This is a genomic window from Colwellia sp. BRX10-9 (assembly GCF_014077405.1).
GTDB lineage: Bacteria > Pseudomonadota > Gammaproteobacteria > Enterobacterales > Alteromonadaceae > Colwellia_A.
The window spans coordinates 1-15,227 of sequence record NZ_JACGVV010000029.1 but is presented as its reverse complement, the minus strand read 5'-3'; the positions used below and the strand labels follow the sequence as shown (position 1 = coordinate 15,227).

Genomic DNA, 15,227 nt, shown 5'->3' with positions numbered 1-15,227 from the left:
ACGTTAACATTCTATATAGCGATGAAGTTAGTAACGCACCGCTAAATCATTTAATTGGATGTTACCCAATAATTGCCCGTCAGTAGTCATTGCCTGTGCGCTTTGCTGAGACACTTGGGTTATTTTTACTGTGTAAGGGCTAACGTTAAAACCTGCATAGGTTTTTCCTGAGTCAGTAATGATATTATTTAAGTGTAACAGAGAAAACTCATCACCAACTTTTACGCCATGCCTTTTACCTAAATTAATCGTTAACGAATTACCAGCTATTTGCACTACCTTGCCACGAGTAGGTTGACACATCATATTTTCGTCGATATCAATGATCATATCCCCTAACACTTTTTCAATGGCCATTCCGTATTGGCTTTGCCAGAATACTTCGCTATGAACATCAACTTGCTGACGTTTGCCAAATTCCCATGGGGCAGAACTACGGTACTGCTTAGTGAAGACAGATTCACCATTAGTACCGTTGTAAATATATAGGCTGACACTAAACTGACGGTTAAAAACATCTTCTTGCCAGAACTGCCAACCGTTGGTTGAGGCTTGTGCAAAGCTAATGTCATTAATTTCAGAATACATGACATACTGAGTATCGCTGATATTAGCTAACGACATGGTGAGATTTTTTATTGCTTCAACTTGTAAGCTGTTATTTAATCTTGAGAACTGAGACTTCTCTTTTAATAACAATCGGGTGTCTAGATAAATACCTTGGTTGTTAATTTTATAAGCAAGTTTAGCCATCAATTTATTATCAAGAGCATAAATTTTACCGATACTCGCTTGCTCTCTATGCATTAAGTTACTACGGGTAATTAATAAAGACTTTCGATAATCAGAAGAGAAGCACTGTTTACTTTGTGGGAAGATGTCAGCACGAATGGTTACGGTGACCAAATTGCCCTCATAATTTTCATCAACCAGCTCAAAAGAGTTTACGGTACCGCTGGCGCGAATATTTATTTCATTTTGTGTCAATAATCCGTTAACCGTTTTTTGCACACTCGATACGGAAGCTCCGGCAACGAGTAAGGCTTTTTTTAATGCATTCTCTATGGCTAATGTTTTTGCTCGTTCGGCATTGCCCTGCATTATTACTGACTTTCCCTGAGCTTCATACCACTGGGCATCAGCAGAATGAGTGATAAAAAATAAAAGTAGAGCTGATATAAATAAGCGCATATGAAGTCCGTCAGTAAAAAAGGTTTAATATCTACTGTCGAATATGCAGTTTCTATGCCCACTTATTTTAATACGCAAGTAACTTTATAGATTGGCGCGATTTGTGCTTTATTTATATTAGAAACTATTTGATGTCGTTTATCGATATTACTGCAAAACTGATTATTCGCTTTCAGAGCGATCAAGGGGAGCTCAATGAAAAAGTGGCTTATTCCATTATTTATTCCAACGTTGATGTCGTGTTCATCAATGAATATGATGAGTGATGAAGATAATTTTTATAAATCAAAGCAAGAAGTACGAGGTGAAATTGACAGTTTCAATCTACCTCGACATGCGATAGCAGATGTTGTTAAAGGGCTTACTTATCAGATGCTTGAAAGCAGCTCTTTTGTAAACCCTAAAACACCTATCGCGGTAGCTTCTTTTGTCGAATTAGAAAACCTTGAGTCAACTAATTGGCTGGGTAATCAAATATCAGAGAACTTTGTTCATGAATTACAGCGCCATGGTTTAGTTGTTATTGATTTTAAAACGACGGGACATATTCGTGTCACTGCTCAAGGTGATTATGTTTTTAGTCGCGACTGGAAAGAGCTGCCAGAGCGGCAGATTATTGACTATGTTGTAACCGGTACCATGATGGAACAAGAAAATGGTGTGATGATTAATGCTCGGATGATTGGTATGCAATCACGTGTTGTTGTTGCCACGGCACAATCTTTTATTCCAAGCTGGGTAATTGGTGAACAGATTAATCAAGATGAAAGTGTTCGGATAAAAGATGGATTAATCATTCGAAACAGCGTTATGTTAGCAGAAGACGAACGTTCAATTAAAATTGTTAATTAGTTTTTTATATTGATGTAGGACTAACTTTTGGTATTTATGATGAAAAAAATTATTCTTAATATATTAACCGCTGGTAGTTTAGCTTTGTTACTTGCCAGCTGTTCTAGTGTTTATGACAAACACGTACAATGGCAAAGTGTTAAGCCTGAAACCTTCCCTGTGTTACATGCTATTGGCCAAGCGCCGATAAGTTTGCAAAACTCACAACATGAAACGCAGCGTATGTTGATGGCGATTAATGCCTCAAAGCTTGCCGCTTATGCAGAACTTGCAGAACAAGTTTATGGGCAAAAGATAAATGGTGAAATGACCATGTCACAACTGATAATGGGTAAAAATGAAGTGTCAGCGTCAGTTCAAGGTGTCATCCGCGCAGCTAAAGTGATTAAAAGCTATCCTGTTGGCGACAGTTACACCACAGAGTTAAGTTTAGACTTTGAAGATGTTTATAATATTTATTTAGCTTCTTCACCCAAACGTGAAATTAAAGCGGTTACCTATTATTAAGTGTTAACAGCACACCCTTAAAAATCATACTGCAGACTTGCATAAAAATATGCGCCGTTAAAACCGAAAGGAGCTGATCGGCGTGAATATTTGAATACACCTGTGCTATCAACAATGATATTACCTTGTTGATCTTCAATCGTGCCTCCTCGAGAGTTTCCTATACGATTTTTGTCAGGCATAACATCAAATAAATTATGACTACCCACAGTGACCGCAAGATTTTTTGACATTTGATGGCTAACGCTAATATCAGTTAATAGCTCTGCGCCATAAGTTTGTTTACCACCATCGGTTATCGTATATTTACCATAGTGATTGAACAATATATTGATGGTCCAGTGCTGGTTTTTATAAAGGGTGTTTACACTTATTTTATTGCGTGGTTGCCACTCTTCAATGATAGAAATATCTTGCTGTGAAAAAATTTCTTCAACGCTAATGGTATGCAGTGTGCTGTGATCAGGTGTAAATAACTTGGTTACCTCAGTATTGGTAAAGTTTGCCGCCAAGGTGAAGTTAATATCTCCAGCAAAAGCTTGAGTCTGCCAAGTAGCAACAATATCTGTGCCTTGAGTTGCGGTATCAGCGCCATTTAAGAAAAACTGTCCTTTGGTAACAGACTCCTCAGTAAAAGCTTGGTCGAGTAGAGGTGATATTCCCATACCCAATTTACTACTAATGACAATACGATTATCAATATCAATCTGATAAAAATCAAAGCTAATATCTACATTTTCAGTAGGGCTGTAGATAAAGCCAACACTGAGGTTGTCAGATTCTTCTTCTTTTAAAGAAGGCACCCCGAGTCGAGTGGTCAAAGTACTATCATTTCTGAATGTTTCCACTTCCTCACTCAACAATGAGCCACTTTCGTCAACAATAAACTGTGTACTGATATTATTGAAATACATTTGCTGCATAGAAGGTGCACGAAAACCTGTGCTATAGGCTCCGCGCAAAATAAGTTGCTGGTGTGCTTGCCAATGCACCGCAAGTTTTGTATTGGTGCTGTTACCAAATATATCATAATCATCATAACGAATGGCCGCACTGAGCTCGATAAAGTCATTGATTTGGGTCACAGACTCCGCAAAAAGTGAAACAACATCACGGTTCTCGTTAACCGCAAGTTCAGGTGCAACCCCCGGAAAACCTTGAATACCACCAGCGGCATCTTGGTCAAACAATGCTTGATTATTGTCGGTATCATAATCCTGAAAGCTGTAGGGGTTACCTGGTATTATTTGGTATATTTCTTGGCGAAACTCTGCGCCTAACGCGAGTGAGTAATTTTCATAGTCTTGGCTAAAAAGTAAATTTACTGTCTCAAGTGACAAGGATAGCCCGTAAGCAAAAGCAGACTTTGGTAATTGAGCACGTAATTCATCTACTGTTAAGTCACTGGTTTGTAATAGATAGTTAGCGTAAGAAGCATTAAGTGAATCTTTAGTCGTATAGTCTATTTGGTTCTTGCCATAGGTATATGAAATATCAATGGCGCTGTCATTATCGAAAGCCACTTTATAGCCAAAATTGTATGACATATCTTTTATATCTGAATCTATTTTGGGTAAATAACCCTGAGGAATAGTTGCTTGACCATCACTTAATAATGGGTTTTCATTGTTATTCGCGCTGTGACGAAAAAATGCGGCAGATTGGTTTTCTCGATGTGAATAGGTTAAAAAGCCATAAAGTTGCCCGTTATTCAGTTCAAATGTACTGTTTGCGGCAAAAGAAAGTTGTTGATACGAAGGGTCGCCAATACGAAATGTTGCTCGGTTAGCGGATAACTCTCGAGGATCATCGGTTTGCCAATGACCATTGTCCAATTGAGTGCACTGGCCAAATTGGCAGGCACCATGTAAACCTGAGCGGTTGGTACTTTGATGGTCGACTAAACTTAATGTGGCATTGATAAAGCCATCATCACCCAGCGGTAAACCTTGCGTATAAGATAGCTGAAAATCTTGACCATCACCTTGCTGATAAGCACCAGCTGATGTTATTAAGGTCGCTTGCTCATTACTATCGTTTAGCACAATATTAATAACACCCGCTATGGCATCCGAGCCATATTGTGCGGCTGCACCATCACGTAAAATTTCAATACGTTTAATGGCTCTTACTGGAATGGCGTTCATATCTGTACCAGCTGTACCTCGGCCAACAGAGCTATTAATATGAATTAAACTCGCTTGATGACGACGCTTACCATTTAATAAAATCAGTGTCTGATCCGGTCCTAAACCACGCAATGTTGCTGGCTGTAATACGTCACTGCCATCACTTATTGCTGAACGAGAAAAATTAAAAGAAGGTACTAGTGCTTGCAATATTTGACCAAGGTTAGTCTGGCCACTATTACGCAGAGTGTCCGCAGATATAATATCAACAGGAACAGGTAACTCTTTTACGGTTCTGCCATTAATATGACTACCAACAATAACTATTTTTTCAATGGCTTTGACTTTTTCTGTGGTCTTAATTTCTTGTTTAGATTTGCTCTGCGCTGTAACGTTATTTTTCTGCTTTATCGACCATTGGCCTTTATTATTTATTTCTGCATGAAGCCCCGTGTTTTTAAGGAGCTTCCTCAAAGCCAAAGAAACTGAGTAATAACCCTCTATGGCATTACTGTTAAAACTTCGGGTTAAATCATAAGAAAATATAATGGTCTGATCGGCCTGCTGGGCAAGTTTAATTAATGCTTGATCAACGGATTGAGCGGCGACAGTAAAGTGCGTTATATTGGGTGCAATAGCTTGTACTTTAGCTTGAGTGGTTAAACTAAAAGATAATGGAAAAATAATAAAGAATGAACAAAAAAAATGTGTCAATAGTTTTGTTAAAACGGCACGGTGTTGCTGTTTTTTTCTTTCTTTAAATAAATAGTTTAGCAAGGTGTCAACTAGTGCTTTGATTGTGATCGTTGAATACAGAAAGCTCACCTTCTATTTATAATTTTTATTCATTGTACTTATCTATAGCCTATTTGAGGCGTTGACCATTAAATTATGGCGTCAGTTGCTTTGGTGATAACTACAGTGTTGTGACTTGTCTTGGTATATTTTAGGTCGAAATTATAGCTAATTGAATCTAATAAAGTACCAACATCGTCTGACTTAAAATAACCGGACACTTTCATTTGGGCAAGCGCTTTATCTTTAATGGTAAATTTAACATCGGTATAGCGACTAATTTCATCAAGTGCAGTGGCCAGTGATTCACCATCAAAAATAAGTATGCCTTTTTTCCAGGAAAGTTCCTGAGATAAAGTGAGTGATGAAATTTTATTTGTCGGTGATTGAATTTTGTTGATTATAGTCGATTTTTCACCTGCAACTATAATGCTATTTTTTTGCGGAAATTGAACCGTACTGGCTATTTTTTTCGTTAATGCCGGTAATGCTTCATTCGAATCAGCGATTAATACTCGCCCTTCGGTAACAATTAACTCTAACTGATTATTATCGCTTTTTTGTACATTAAAAATGGTGCCTAAAGCGGTAAATGATTGTTGCCCAGACGTGACACTAAAGGGGCGTAATTTATCTTTTGCGACTTCAAAAGAGGCTTCGCCTTTGATCAAATTTAATTGACGATGTTCTTCACTGAAGCTAATAGTGAGTAAACTATCAGTGTTTAACTCGACATTTGAACCATCGGGTAAGGTCACTTTTTTATGCTCGCCTATTTTTGTTGAAAATTGATCATAAATAACTTCAGATGACGTTGATTGAAAAAACGAAAATATTGGTTTATTTAAAAAAAACTCACTGGTAATGATACCAAAGAAAATAACACTGGCAGCCATTGATAATTGCATGAATAATTTTTTAGAGTGAGGAGAATGTTTTTTTTCTAAAGGAAATAAACCATTAAACTCGGCAAGTAACTTAGAAATTTTGGTCGAAGGTGAGTACTTATGAAGGGCTAAGTGATGATTGTTTTCTTGATTAACCCAAGCAACAAAAGCTTGTCGCTCTTGTTGCGATAATCCTTGTTCAATGCGAGATAGCCAATACTTGGCCTGCACTTCTATTTCATTATTATATTGTATTTTAGCCATAATAAATATTTTGTCTTCATTCAATTCACGCAAACATCGATATATTTATTCGACCATGCCGTGCATCCTAGCGTAATAGCAAACGGTTTTTTATTATCAAGTAAAACTTACTTTACCTAACAAATCAATATGATAATCAGGGCTTTCAAAACTAGAAAACCCTCCTATATTTTCTACTCTACCTTTATTTCTTTTTGTTTGCACGTTTTGCTTGTTTTTTCGCCTTAGCTTTTTTCTGTGATTTACTAATTTTGATCTTAGGTTTTTTCAAGGCAACTTTAGACTCTTTATATTGTGGTTTTAAGCCTTCAATATTTCGACGTGATAAACGCTCGTCCATGTAACGTTCAATCTTGGCAATGACAGGCATATCGTGTGCTTCAACTAAAGAGATAGCCGTACCTTTATTACCCGCTCTGCCTGTACGACCAATACGATGTAAATAAATATCTGCTTTGCGTGGCATATCAAAGTTAATAACATGAGTAATGTCATCAATATCTAAACCACGAGCAGCAACATCAGTAGCAACCAATACTTTTACCATACCTGAGCGTAAACGGTTAATGGCATGATTACGTTTGTCTTGTGGCATTTTACCTTCAAGCCAAGCACAGGGGATTTCTTCAGCGTAGAGTTTTCCTGACAAATGCTGGACCGTTTCACGTTTGTTGGCAAAAACAACCGTGCGTTCAAAGCCTTCTTGTTTTAACAAGTTGATTAATAATTTAAATTTATGTTCTTTGTCATCTGCTAAATGAAGCCATTGGTGAATTTTGGCTTTTTCTTTTCGTGATGGGTGAGACTCTAAAAATACTGGCTCGTTAAGTACTTCTTTTGAAAAACGTAAAACACCCGCACCTTCGAGGGTTGCTGAGAAAAGCATGGTTTGCTTACGCCAGCGAGCTTCACCAACAATACGGTTAATCGCATCAGAGAAACCCATATCAAGCATACGGTCAGCTTCATCAAGTACAAGAATTTCAATGTCGCGGGCTTCAAATTGTTCTGATTCAAGATATTCAAGTAGACGGCCTGGCGTAGCAACTAGAATATCGGTGTTCTTAGTTAAGACATCTTTATGGCTGTCATAACTAACACCACCAGTGATCAACCCAGTTTTAATATCAGTTAATTCAGTTAATTGTGTACATTGCTCACTGGTTTGAATAGCAAGCTCGCGCGTTGGTGACAAAATAAGTACCCGAGGAAAACCTGGGCTTTTACGCGGGTAATCTAGCAGATGTTGAGCGATAGGTAATATAAAAGCAGCTGTTTTACCTGTGCCCGTTGGCGCTGAAGCTAAAACATCTTTACCTGTCATGGCGACAGGTAAAACCAACTCTTGAATAGATGTTGGTTTTTTATAGCCAGCATTTGTAATGCCGCCTAGTAGTGCTGAATCTAGGTCAAATTGCTCAAACATAAAGTATAATTTCGGTCAGGATAATATTGCCGTGAATTATAAAGCGAAACAGGCTATTTAGCTAAAGCTAAAGCTATTTATTTTTAGTTTTTATTCACTTTCAATAATCTCAGCTATTTCTCTTTGAATTTGTTGACACCACAATGCAATACGTTCATCACTTTGTTCGTATTGATTGTCTTCATCTAATGCCAAACCGACAAATTGACTATTATCTTCGGTGAGCGCTTTAGAGGCTTCAAACTCATAACCTTGGTTGGGCCAAAAACCAATAACAAAACCATCTTGGGCGATGACTTGTTCATGCAACATGCCCAGCGCATCTTGAAACCACTCGGTATAACCAATTTGGTCACCCATGCCATAAAGGGCGATAATTTTTCCTGATAAATCTAAAGTCGCGATATCATCCCAGTGGCCCTCCCAATCTTCTTGAATTTGACCATAATCCCAAGTAGAAATACCCATGATAACCAGATCGAAATCGTCAATCTTACTTAGTGGTGTCTCTTTGATATTAAACAATTCAACGTCGAACTCTGTCTTGAACTTTGCTTTGTCAGCAAAATATTGTTGAATTTTCTCCGCCGCCATTTCAGTATAACAAGTGGTAGAACCGTAAAATAAACCAATTTTCATGAGGTAGCCTTTAGCATCTTTTTTGAGCTTAGAAGTAAGATATTGACCGATTAACATTAGGGTCACTATTTTTGCGAGAGTTTAACAGATAGTTTATATCAAGGCAGTAAAATATATATATCGTTATAAAGTGGCTGTTTACACTTATTAATAGAGTGATATGACTAGGTTTATTGCATTTTATTTCAATTCCCTGTAATTTTACCGACTAAGAAACGGTCATGTTATATAGCTCAATTAATCTTGTGTAATCACTGAGATTACCGATTGTTAGTTCTACTTTTAGGAAGTCATTAATGTTTAAGAAAATTTCCCTTGCCCTTACGGCGGTTTGTATCGGTGTTGCTGGTTTAGTGTTTGCTGTAGAGCAGCCGACTGTGGTTGCAAGTAGCGCCTCAACCACCACATCTACCATGAATAATCCTACCCAATTCGATGCGGTTCAATTAAAAGCAAAGCTTAGTTTAATGTTAGGCCTAGAAATTGATGCCGTTAAACCATCAGCTATGCCTGGTTTAGTTGAACTTATCACTAACCAAGGTTTATTCTATGCGAGTGCCGATGGTCAATTTTTCATTCAAGGTAAACTTTATGGTTTAGGCGGCAAGGTTGTCAATTATTCAGAAGCAAGTTTAGCGCAAGTTCGACTTGATGGTCTGGACAAGTTTGCTGATGCGATGATTGTCTATCCAGCAAAAAATGAAAAGCATGTTGTGACCGTATTCACCGATATCACTTGTGGCTACTGCCGTAAGATGCATGAACAAATGGATGAATATAATGAAAAAGGTATTACGGTACGTTATTTAGCTTACCCTCGTTCAGGTGTGAAAGACCGTTCGGGTCAATATTCTCAAGGCTTTAAAGATTTACGCTCTATTTGGTGTCATGAAAATCCAGCAGATGCGTTAACAAAAGCTAAAATGGGTTCAAATGTTGCACAACGTATATGTGATAAACCCATTGAAGATGAGTTTGATTTTGGCCGTCAAGTTGGGGTTAGTGGCACACCGGCTGTTATTTTAGAAAACGGTATGATGTTACCTGGCTATCAAGAACCGGATGCGCTTGTTGCTATAATTGAACAGATGAAAGCGGCAGGATAAATTATAATCGTTTGTTAATGATTTAACCTAAGTGGCAGGCCAAATAGCCTGCCATTTTGCTCTCTTAACCTCTTTGAATTAATCATCAGAAACTCTCCTTATGCAAAAGCAAATAGTACGCCGTGTCAAAGTTGAAGATAACCATCTTCCCAATCATCTTCATCCACTTATTAAGCAGATATATGCCAGCCGCGGTATTGATAAGGCAATTGAACTCGAACTTAATGTCAGCCAACTCTGTGCCATTGAAAGTTTAAAAGGGATTAATCAAGGCTGTGAGGTTTTATATGAAGGCTTAGTCGCGAATAAAAACATTGCCATTATTGGGGATTTTGATGCAGATGGTGCGACTAGCACTGCATTAATGATGGAAGCTTTACGTTTGTTTGGCTGTGATAATTATCAATTCCTAGTACCTAATCGATTTATATATGGTTATGGTTTAACACCTGAAATTGTCGAAATAGCTGCTAAGCAAGGCGCTGAGCTATTAATAACCGTTGATAATGGTATTAGTTGTGTTGCCGGCGTCGCTAAAGCCAAGTCTTTAGGATTAGGTGTTATTGTTACCGACCATCACTTACCGGGCATGACACTACCTGATGCCGACGCTATTATTAATCCAAACCAAGTTGGCTGTGACTTCGCCAGTAAAGCGCTGGCGGGTGTTGGTGTTGCTTTTTATTTTATGATGGCAATGCGTAAATATTTACGTGAGAAGAACTGGTTCGTTGACAAAAAAATAGCAGAGCCTAATATTGCTCAACTCCTTGACTTAGTTGCCTTGGGGACCGTAGCCGATGTTGTTTCTCTTGACAACAATAATCGAATTTTGGTTGAACAAGGCTTGAAAAGAATTCGTGCGGGAGTTACGCGCCCAGGCATTCAAGCATTGCTCGAAATAGCCGGTAAAGATCAGAAAAAGATAGTTGCTAGTGATTTTGGTTTTGCTTTGGGTCCAAGAATAAATGCCGCAGGGCGTTTAGACGATATGTCTTACGGTATTAATTGTTTGCTTGCCAAAGACCTTGCTTCTGCTCGAGTAATGGCTGCTGATCTTGATGATTTAAATAAGTCGCGCCGAGAAATCGAGCAGGGCATGCAGCAAGAAGCAGAACAAGTGCTGAAAAGCTTAAATTTTTCTGATGATAACTTACCGCACGCGATTTCTTTGTTTCAAAAAGATTGGCATCAGGGGGTTATCGGTATTGTTGCTGGTCGTTTAAAAGAAAAGTATCACCGACCCAGTATTGTTTTTGCTGGCACGAGTGATGACCTTTCTCTTGAGAAAACAGGAAAAACCAGTGAAATTAAAGGTTCCGCACGCTCTATTCCTGGTTTACATATTAGAGATTTACTGGAACATATTGACACGCAGCACCCAAATATCATTATTAAATTTGGTGGTCACGCCATGGCAGCTGGCTTATCAATAGCAGAAGAAAACTTTGAAGAATTTCAGCGCTTATTAAATCAATATGCCGAGCTTTGGTTAAGCAGTGACGATCTCAAAGGTACGCTCGCCTCCGATGGCGAACTACCCACCAATGAAATGACCTTATCTTTTGCTCAGCTATTACGTGATTCTGGCCCTTGGGGACAAAACTTTATCGAACCTTTATTTGACGATAAATTTAAGTTGGTTCAGCAACGCATTGTCGGCCAGAAACATCTGAAACTGGTTGTTGAAAAAGCGGGGCAAGTTTTTGATGCTATCGCTTTTAATGTTGACTTAAGCCGTTGGCCTGACCATCAAACTCAACAAGTCCACCTTGCTTACCGTCTCGATATTAATGAATTTCGTGGCAAGCAAAGTGTGCAATTTATTGTGGAATACCTTGAATAAAAGCCTGGCGATTCATTGCTTTATTTTCAGCCAGTTTAGTCAGTTAAATCGTTTATTTAGCGATGAAATTACGCTATAATGCGCGACTATTTTATTTTATTCTTTCGGGCGTGCATCTTGACGCCAAATTTGCGATGTAAAATTATAAACTATGATTGAAGCTAACCCGGTATTAAACAAGATTAAAGACATCCGCGAGCGTACAGATATGCTTCGGGGGTATCTTTGACTACGACCAAAGATCAGAACGTTTGGTTGAAGTGGTGCGTGAATTAGAGTCACCTGAAGTTTGGAATGATCCTGAACGAGCACAAGCACTCGGTAAAGAGCGCTCTTCTCTTGAAGCCATCGTTGAAACCATTGATGAAATGGATCGAGGCTGTGAAGACGTTGAAGGTTTAGTTGAACTTGCTCTAGAAGAAGACGACGAAGAAACCTTTAACGATGCGAGCGATGAAATTCAAGCGCTAGAAAAAAGTTTAGAAAAATTAGAATTTCGCCGGATGTTTTCTGGTGAACATGACGAAAATAGCTGTTATTTAGATATTCAATCGGGCTCTGGTGGCACTGAAGCACAAGACTGGGCTGAAATGTTAATGCGTATGTATTTGCGTTGGGGTGAAGCACACGGTTATAAAACAGAAGCGATTGAAGTGACTGACGGTGATGTTGCCGGTATTAAAGGGTGTACGATTAAGTATACCGGTGAATACGCTTATGGCTGGTTACGTACAGAAACAGGTGTTCATCGCTTAGTAAGAAAATCACCATTTGATTCCAGTGGTCGTCGTCATACCTCATTTGCTTCGGCATTTATTTATCCTGAGATTGACGATAATATTGAAATCGATATTAATCCTGCTGATTTACGTATTGATACCTTTCGTGCCTCGGGCGCTGGTGGTCAACATGTTAATAAAACTGATTCAGCTATTCGTATTACCCATGTTCCAACGGGCGCTGTTGTCGCTTGTCAAGCTGACCGCTCTCAACATAAGAACCGTGCAACGGCGATGAAGTTGTTAAAAGCTAAGCTCTTTGAAATGGAAATGCAAAAGAAAAATGAAGGCAAGCAAGAATTAGAAGATGGTAAATCTGACATTGGCTGGGGTAGTCAAATACGCTCATACGTTTTAGACGACAGCCGAATTAAAGATTTACGCACAGGCGTTGAAAATCGAAATACCCAAGCAGTTTTAGATGGCGATTTAGACAAATTTTTAGAAGCCAGCCTAAAATCTGGTTTATAAAGTAGAAGAGCCTTGCGTGGCAAGGTTCGACAATCAAAACTTAAAAAGTTAACGAGAAAAAAAATGACCGACCAAGCACAAGTAAATCAGCAAGATGAAAACAAATTAATCGCCGAACGTCGCGGTAAATTAGCGAAAATTCGTGAAAACTGTCCGGCTAATGGCCACCCAAACAAGTTTGACCGAAAACACTACGCTGCTGATTTACAAGCTGAGCATGGTGAGAAAGATAAAGAAACACTTGAAGCTGAAACAGCAACCTATAGTATTGCTGGTCGAGTTATGGCTAAGCGTGGGCCATTTTTGGTACTACAAGATATGTCTGGTCGCATCCAAGCTTATGCACATAAAACAGTGCAAAAAGATATTAAAGAGCGTTGGGGCACTTTAGATATCGGCGATATTATCGGTGTTACCGGCACTATGCATATGTCTGGTAAAGGCGATTTATATGTCAATATGGACGAATATCAATTACTCACTAAGTCATTGCGCCCGTTACCTGAAAAATTCCACGGTTTATCTGATGTTGAAACTAAGTATCGTCAACGCTATGTTGATTTAATCATCAATGAAGAAACGCGTAATACTTTCCTTATTCGTTCAAAAATTGTTGAAGGTATTCGTCAGTTTTTAACTGTTCGTGGTTTCATGGAAGTTGAAACGCCAATGTTACAAACTATTCCTGGTGGCGCAACGGCTAAACCTTTTGAAACTTTTCATAATGCCTTAGACATTCAAATGTATATGCGTATTGCCCCTGAGCTTTATTTAAAGCGCTTAGTCGTTGGTGGTTTTGAAAAAGTATTCGAAATTAACCGTAACTTCCGTAACGAAGGCTTATCTTCACGTCATAACCCAGAATTCACTATGATTGAATTCTATCAAGCTTATGCAGATTACATTGATTTAATGAATATCACTGAGGATATGTTACGTACTCTTGCTGAAAACGTACTAGGTAGCTCTGTTATTCGTAACACAGTTAAAAATAGTGATGGCGAAGTCGTTGAAGAGAAATTTTATGACTTTGGAAAATCGTTTACGCGCTTATCTATGGTTGATGCTATTTTATTATACGGTAACGACCTAGACGAAAACATTTTACGTAACCCAGAAGCAAACTTCGACGCACTTAAAGCTATGGCCAAAACTGTTGGTGTTAAAGAAACAGAAGCATCAAAAGTATGGGGCCCAGGTAAATACATTTGTGAAATATTTGAAGAAGTTGCTGAGCATATGCTTGATCAACCTACTTTCATTACAGAGTACCCTTGGGAAGTTTCACCATTAGCACGTCGTAATGATGACAACCCATTTATTACTGACCGTTTTGAATTTTTCGTTGGTGGCCGTGAATTAGCGAATGGCTTCTCTGAGCTTAATGACGCAGAAGACCAAGCAGCACGTTTCCGCAACCAAGTTGAAGGCAAAGATGCTGGTGACGATGAAGCGATGCATTATGATGAAGACTATATTCAAGCGCTTGAATATGGTTTACCGCCAACTGCGGGTGAAGGTATTGGTATTGACCGTTTAGTGATGCTGTTTACTGACTCACCAACGATCAAAGATGTTATTTTGTTCCCTCATATGCGTCCTTTAGCTGAGTAACCTTTATAAAGAACGCTTTTAGAAGCGTTCATTTTATTTTATAAAAGCCGGATAAGTTAATTACTTATCCGGCTTTTCTGTGTAGAAAGAACGAAGGTGTTATCAAAATGACTGAGCCTTATCCCTTTATCGTCATGCTGAATTTATTTCAGTATCTGATTTTTGTGTTGTCAACGACGAGATCCTGAAACAAGTTCAGGATGACGGAGGTGGTATCAGGATGATGAAGTTAGTATCAAAATAATAGCCTGGGTTCAGACTAACAGTGTCTAGTTATCCCTTTACCGTCATGCTGAATTTATTTCAGTATCTGCTTTTTGTGTTGTTAACGACGAGATCCTGAAACAAGTTCAGGATGACGGATGTGGTATCAGGATGACGGAGGTGGTATCAGGATGATGAAGTTAGTATCAAAATAATAGCCTGGGTTCAGACTAACAGTGTCTAGTTATCCCTTTACCGTCATGCTGAATTTATTTCAGTATCTGCTTTATGTGTTGTTAACGACGAGATCCTGAAACAAGTTCAGGATGACGGAGGTGGTATCAGGATGACGACGGACGTGTTATCAGGATCAAGGAGGTGTTATCAGAATGACTGAGGCTTATCCCTTTACCGTCATACTGAATTTATTTCAGTATATGCTTTTGTGTTGTTAACGACGAGATCCTGAAACAAGTTCAGGATGACGGGTGTGGTATCAGGATGACGACGGATGTGG

General features: G+C 38.7%; 11 protein-coding genes. 6 read left to right on the top strand and 5 right to left on the bottom strand.

The features are described from left to right. Positions 1-27 precede the first annotated feature (27 nt). Positions 28-1,191 carry a flagella assembly protein FlgT gene (locus H4J69_RS15130; RefSeq protein WP_182216887.1) on the bottom strand — a complete coding sequence of 388 codons (1,164 nt, stop codon included), beginning with the start codon at positions 1,189-1,191 and terminating at the stop codon, positions 28-30. A 195-nt stretch (positions 1,192-1,386) separates the two neighbouring features. Between H4J69_RS15130 and H4J69_RS15125 the strand changes: the two genes are divergently transcribed. After that, a complete protein-coding gene (locus H4J69_RS15125) occupies positions 1,387-2,043 on the top strand; it encodes a FlgO family outer membrane protein (RefSeq protein ID WP_070375998.1) in 657 nt (218 codons plus the stop codon). Positions 2,044-2,082: 39 nt separating this feature from the next. Next, positions 2,083-2,550, top strand: a complete 468-nt coding sequence (locus H4J69_RS15120; RefSeq protein ID WP_070375999.1) for an LPP20 family lipoprotein — start codon at positions 2,083-2,085, stop codon at positions 2,548-2,550. A gap of 17 nt (positions 2,551-2,567) precedes the next feature. Here the strand turns inward: H4J69_RS15120 and H4J69_RS15115 are convergent, their stop codons facing one another. The 4 genes from H4J69_RS15115 to fldB form a co-directional block, all read right to left on the bottom strand. Next, positions 2,568-5,456, bottom strand: coding sequence for a TonB-dependent receptor (locus H4J69_RS15115; protein ID WP_259364959.1), 2,889 nt, complete (start codon positions 5,454-5,456; stop codon positions 2,568-2,570). Positions 5,457-5,563: 107 nt separating this feature from the next. Continuing rightward, on the bottom strand, positions 5,564-6,625 hold the full coding sequence (locus tag H4J69_RS15110) for a FecR family protein (RefSeq protein WP_182216884.1): 1,062 nt from the start codon (positions 6,623-6,625) through the stop codon (positions 5,564-5,566). Positions 6,626-6,809: 184 nt separating this feature from the next. After that, complete coding sequence (gene srmB / locus H4J69_RS15105; protein ID WP_070376001.1) at positions 6,810-8,051, bottom strand: ATP-dependent RNA helicase SrmB; 1,242 nt, start codon at positions 8,049-8,051, stop codon at positions 6,810-6,812. Positions 8,052-8,141: 90 nt separating this feature from the next. Further along, positions 8,142-8,690 (bottom strand): flavodoxin FldB, encoded by a 549-nt coding sequence (gene fldB / locus H4J69_RS15100; protein ID WP_182216882.1) that lies wholly within the window; start codon positions 8,688-8,690, stop codon positions 8,142-8,144. A gap of 296 nt (positions 8,691-8,986) precedes the next feature. Between fldB and dsbC the strand changes: the two genes are divergently transcribed. The 4 genes from dsbC to lysS all read left to right on the top strand — a co-directional run bounded on the left by dsbC (position 8,987) and on the right by lysS (position 14,506). Continuing rightward, on the top strand, positions 8,987-9,796 hold the full coding sequence (gene dsbC, locus H4J69_RS15095) for a bifunctional protein-disulfide isomerase/oxidoreductase DsbC (protein ID WP_259364958.1): 810 nt from the start codon (positions 8,987-8,989) through the stop codon (positions 9,794-9,796). Positions 9,797-9,896: 100 nt separating this feature from the next. Then, positions 9,897-11,642, top strand: a complete 1,746-nt coding sequence (gene recJ / locus H4J69_RS15090) for a single-stranded-DNA-specific exonuclease RecJ (protein WP_182216881.1) — start codon at positions 9,897-9,899, stop codon at positions 11,640-11,642. 151 nt (positions 11,643-11,793) lie between these two features. Continuing rightward, positions 11,794-12,892 (top strand): peptide chain release factor 2 gene (gene prfB / locus H4J69_RS15085; RefSeq protein ID WP_182216879.1). Its coding sequence is split into 2 segments (ribosomal slippage): positions 11,794-11,868 and positions 11,870-12,892, totalling 1,098 coding nucleotides; the frame shifts between segments, so codons are not numbered across the junction. A gap of 63 nt (positions 12,893-12,955) precedes the next feature. Then, entirely contained in the window at positions 12,956-14,506 is a 1,551-nt protein-coding gene (gene lysS / locus H4J69_RS15080) for a lysine--tRNA ligase (protein ID WP_070377186.1), read from the top strand. The last annotated feature ends 721 nt before the right edge of the window (positions 14,507-15,227 follow it).